Annotated in this window: 5 protein-coding genes and 1 pseudogene (1 of these 6 only partly in view); 5 read left to right on the plus strand and 1 reads right to left on the minus strand. The window is 63.4% G+C overall.

The annotated features are described in order from the left end of the window. Positions 1 to 604, plus strand: a 604-nt coding sequence (locus EOB59_RS07580) for a YdcF family protein (protein WP_164895604.1), incomplete at its 5' end; no start/stop codon positions are given. On the opposite strand, the gene EOB59_RS07585 is transcribed toward EOB59_RS07580, so the two are convergent. Continuing rightward, a complete protein-coding gene (locus tag EOB59_RS07585; RefSeq protein WP_127399310.1) occupies positions 583 to 1,296 on the minus strand; it encodes a DUF599 domain-containing protein in 714 nt (237 codons plus the stop codon). The two genes, EOB59_RS07580 and EOB59_RS07585, sit on opposite strands and share 22 nt — an antisense overlap. A gap of 178 nt (positions 1,297 to 1,474) precedes the next feature. Here EOB59_RS07585 and EOB59_RS07590 point away from each other — a divergent pair, with 178 nt between their 5' ends. From EOB59_RS07590 to EOB59_RS07605, 4 genes and pseudogenes are all read left to right on the plus strand, one after another. Next, positions 1,475 to 2,878: an L-serine ammonia-lyase gene (locus EOB59_RS07590; RefSeq protein ID WP_128288086.1), complete on the plus strand. Its 1,404-nt coding sequence runs from the start codon at positions 1,475 to 1,477 to the stop codon at positions 2,876 to 2,878. 76 nt (positions 2,879 to 2,954) lie between these two features. Next, positions 2,955 to 3,392 (plus strand): DUF1489 family protein, encoded by a 438-nt coding sequence (locus tag EOB59_RS07595; RefSeq protein ID WP_128288087.1) that lies wholly within the window; start codon positions 2,955 to 2,957, stop codon positions 3,390 to 3,392. Positions 3,393 to 3,476: 84 nt separating this feature from the next. Next, positions 3,477 to 4,208, plus strand: coding sequence for a VWA domain-containing protein (locus EOB59_RS07600; RefSeq protein ID WP_164895605.1), 732 nt, complete (start codon positions 3,477 to 3,479; stop codon positions 4,206 to 4,208). After that, positions 4,208 to 4,311: pseudogene (locus EOB59_RS07605) on the plus strand (DnaJ domain-containing protein); it runs 614 nt beyond the window's last position. The gene EOB59_RS07600 and the pseudogene EOB59_RS07605 overlap by 1 nt, the downstream one beginning before the upstream one ends.

Here is a 4,311-nt window from a genome sequence, read left to right on the forward strand (position 1 = left end):
CGCCAGATTGATGGCGCCCTCAAAGCCGCCGCTGCCGGCAAAGGTCGACGGCATCGTCGTGCTCGGCGGCGGCTTTGAGGGCGCCATCAATCTGGCGCGCGGCGGCTATGAGTTGAACAGCAGCGGCGATCGGATGGTCGAGACCGCAGTTCTGGCCCGGCGCTTTCCCACCGCCAAGGTGGTCGTCTCCGGCGGCACCGGCGCGTTGTTTCTCGATGGCGAGGGCGATGCCGCAACCGCGCCGCGCCTGCTCACCGCGCTTGGCGTGGCCGCCGATCGTCTGATCCTGGAGAACAAATCCCGCAACACCTATGAGAACGCGGTCTTCACCAAGGAGTTGGTCACGCCGAAGCCCGGCGAGACCTGGCTGCTCGTGACCTCAGCCTTCCATATGCCGCGCGCCAAGGCGCTGTTCGACAAGGCTGGCTTCGCCACCGTTCCCTGGCCGGTCGACTATCGCACCTCGGGCAAAGAAGGCATCGGGCTGTTCCGCGATAATCCGGCCGACTCACTGCAGGCCACCACCATGGCCATCCGCGAATGGATCGGGCTTTTTGCCTATTGGCTGTCTGGCCGGATCGATCAGCCTTTTCCAGGCGGCTGACCGATCACCGCCTGCCTGGCGGCCGAGAAGAACTGGCGCCGCACCAGAACGGCCAGCAGCAACAGCGTCGACAACACGAACACCATGGGGTCGACGAACCAGCCGAGATAACCGATCGAGAAGAACACCCCGCGCAGGCCGGAGTTGAAGTGCTTTCCGGCCAGCATGTTCATTTGCGCCGCACGCCACACCGCCGTTTCGGTGACCGGATTGCGTGAGGCTTCGCCATGCGGGATCGGCACGGCGCCGATCAGGATCGTGCAATAGTTGAACAGCCGGTACGCCCAGCCGAATTTGAAGAACGAAAACGCCAGGATCAGCACCAGCCCGAACACCTTTATCTGGAAGGCCGCGCGCGACGGCGCGCCACCCAGGGGCAGGTCGCTGAGCACTTCAAGAACCCGGTCGGACGCGCCGAGCAGGGCAAAGCAGCCGCCGATGGCGATCAGCGAGCTGGAGGCGAAGAAGGCGGTGCCTTGCTGCAGCCCGCTCATAATGGCGGTGTCGACGATGCGGATCTCGCGCTCGGCCATGGTCCGCATCCAGGCTTGCCGCTGTGCATTCATCGCCGTCGTCAGCGATATGCGGCTGACCAGCTTGCCATCGGAGGCGAACGTGTGCAGCAGCCACGCGACGAGGAAGAAGGCCAGCGCCGCGAGATCGGCTGTCGAAAGATCGAGGGAATCGCCCATGGACTGAATTTATCACATTCAGCGCAATCGCTTCGATGTCCGCATACAGCGATCGTACCAATGTCGCTGCCGGAGCAAACAAGGTCGGCGGGTGCAGCGCCGCGATTTCCAAAAGAGCGGAAACATCGTGGGAATTCCTATATGTAGTCCTCGACCTGACTCCAGGAGACAACGCCGCGTGTTCCTTTCGGTTTTCGACCTGTTCAAGATCGGCATAGGACCCTCGAGTTCGCACACGATGGGGCCGATGACCGCCGCTGCGCGGTTTCTCGACGAGGTCGCGGGAAATGACTGGCCGCGTCCGGCGGGCGTCAAGGTTGACCGGCTTGGCGCGAGCCTGCACGGGTCACTCGCCTACACCGGCATTGGCCACGGCAGTGATCGCGCCGTCATGCTCGGCCTTGCCGGTCTGACGCCGCAGACGGTCGATCCCGACCAGGCCGATGGCATTGCCAGCCGCATCGCCGCCGAAAAGCGCATTTCGCCGCCCGGCCATCCCTCCTATCGCTTTGATCCGGCCACCGATCTGGTGCTGGACCGCAAGACGCCGCTCACCGGTCACGCCAACGGCATGGCGTTCTACGCCTATGACGCCGGCGGCCGCCTGCTGCTCAAGCGCATCTATTATTCGATCGGCGGCGGCTTCGTGGTTTCCGAAGAAGAACTGCAGCGGATGAAAGCCAAGGGTTCGGTGACAACCGAAGGCAAGAAAGTGCCTTATCCGTTCAAGAATGCGGTCGAGATGCTGGCCATGGCCGGCAAAAGCGGCCTTTCCATCGCCGACATGAAACGCGTCAACGAGGAGACGCAGATGACGCGCGAGGAGCTCGACGCCGGCCTCGACGAAATCTGGAGCGCCATGAAGGGCTGCATCGACCGTGGCCTGTCGCAGGATGGCATCATGCCGGGTGGGCTGAAGGTGCGCCGCCGTGCCCGCATGCTGCACGATAAGCTGCAGGAGCAGTGGCAGCAGAACAAGCCCAATCCTTTGCTCGCCAATGACTGGCTGTCGATCTACGCCATGGCCGTGAACGAGGAAAATGCCGCCGGCGGCCGCGTGGTCACCGCGCCGACCAATGGCGCTGCCGGCACGCTTCCGGCGGTGCTGCGCTACTGGCTGCATTTCCATCCCGAGGCGGACCAGCCGAGCATTCGTGATTTCCTGCTGACGGCTGCCGCCGTTGGCGGCATCATCAAGACCAACGCATCGATCTCGGGCGCCGAGGTCGGCTGTCAGGGTGAGGTAGGCTCCGCGTCGGCGATGGCGGCGGCCGGCCTGTGCGCCGTCATGGGCGGCACGCCCGAGCAGGTCGAGAATGCCGCCGAGATCGCGCTCGAACATCATCTCGGCATGACCTGCGATCCGGTCGGCGGGCTGGTGCAGGTGCCGTGCATAGAACGCAATGCGCTGGGCGCGGTCAAGGCGGTGACCGCAGCGTCACTGGCCATCAAGGGCGACGGCATCCATTTCGTACCGCTCGATGCGGCGATCGAGACCATGCGCCAGACCGGCCTCGACATGAACGAGAAGTACAAGGAAACCAGCCTTGGCGGGCTTGCAGTCAACGTCGTGGAGTGCTGAAGGCTGGCCTAAACCGCCACTGTGGAGAAGTCGATCCGGTCGTTGACGCGTTCGCGTGCGGGACTAACCTTAAGCGATGTCTCTCAATCTCATAAAACTCTGTGTCGGCTGCGACAGCGTCGAGGATCTCGAAGAGTGGATCGCCTTCCGCCTCGACGAGCGGCGGCGCGCCGGTGAGCCGGTCGAGCAGTATCACACCACCCGCATGATGCCGACACGCGGCGCCGAGGTTTCCGATGGCGGTTCGCTCTATTGGGTGATCAAAGGCAATGTGCAGTGCCGCCAGTTGATCACCGAAATCCGGCCGTTCACCGACAGTGAAGGCATAGGCCGTTGCCATCTGATACTCGACCCCGAGGTTGTACGCACCGACTGGCAGCCGCGCCGGGCTTTTCAGGGCTGGCGCTACCTGAAACCGGCGGACGCGCCGCTCGATCTGGGCAAGGGCAAGGCCGGATTGATCGAGATGCCGCCGAAACTCAGGCGCGAGCTGGCCGATCTCGGTCTGCTCTGACCCCAGGTGGCATCACCGCCTGGCCCTTTGCACCGCCCGATGTGGGGCTTGCAAGCGATGTGGCAACGCCACATCTTGTTTTTCATGAGTGATAAGAAGCAGCCTGTGCCAGCGAGGACCAGTCCTGCGCCGGTCAAGCCTCAATCCAACGCCGGCGAGATCGACGCCTTCATTCGTCAGGCGAGGACACTTGCCGCGTCGGCGACCGGTTCGGGCAGGCTGATCCTTGCCCTCGACGCGACGATGAGCCGCCAGCCGACCTGGGATCTGGCCTGCACGCTGCAGGGCCAGATGTTCGACGCAGTCGGCAAGGCCGGAACCCTCAGCGTGCAACTGGTTTATTTTCGCGGCCTCGGCGAGTGCCGTTCGTCGGCTTTCGTGAGCGACACCAATGCCTTGAAGCAGCTGATGACGCGGATCGAATGCCGCAGCGGCCACACCCAGATCGGAAAGGTCCTGACGCATGCGCTGAAACAGACGGCGGCCGCCAAGGTCAATGCGCTGGTCTACATCGGCGACGCGATGGAAGAGAATATCGACGATCTGGCCGAAAAGGCCGGCAGCCTCGGCCTTCATGGCGTTCCTGTCTTCGTGTTTCAGGAAGGCCATGATTCCGGCGCGGAAAAGGCGTTCAAAGAGATTGCGCGGCTTTCCAAGGGGGCTTGGTTCCGATTTGATCGGCGGGCTGCCACGACCTTGGCAGGGCTGCTTTCGGCCGTCGCCGTGTATGCGACCGGCGGGTTGAAGGCGCTCGAAGCCAGGGGCAGGCCGGAAGACCGGCTGATGATCGAGCATCTGCGGGGCGGCGGAAAATAATGGGCGCAATCATCGCTTTTGTAGCGTTGCTTCTGCTGCTTCTCGGCGCGGTGACGATCTTTCTGCGTGCCGAGCCGGCGAAACTGGCGAGCACGCTGCGAAC

The sequence above is a fragment of the Mesorhizobium sp. M7A.F.Ca.MR.176.00.0.0 genome, assembly GCF_004023165.1.
Lineage (GTDB): Bacteria > Pseudomonadota > Alphaproteobacteria > Rhizobiales > Rhizobiaceae > Mesorhizobium.

Excerpts from the sequence above, each read along its gene's own strand:
- EOB59_RS07585 (WP_127399310.1), bottom strand. The coding sequence starts at position 1,296 with ATGGGCGATTCCCTCGATCTTTCGACAGCCGATCTCGCGGCGCTGGCC.
- EOB59_RS07595 (WP_128288087.1), top strand. The coding sequence starts at position 2,955 with ATGTCTCTCAATCTCATAAAACTCTGTGTCGGCTGCGACAGCGTCGAG.
- EOB59_RS07600 (WP_164895605.1), top strand. The coding sequence starts at position 3,477 with ATGAGTGATAAGAAGCAGCCTGTGCCAGCGAGGACCAGTCCTGCGCCG.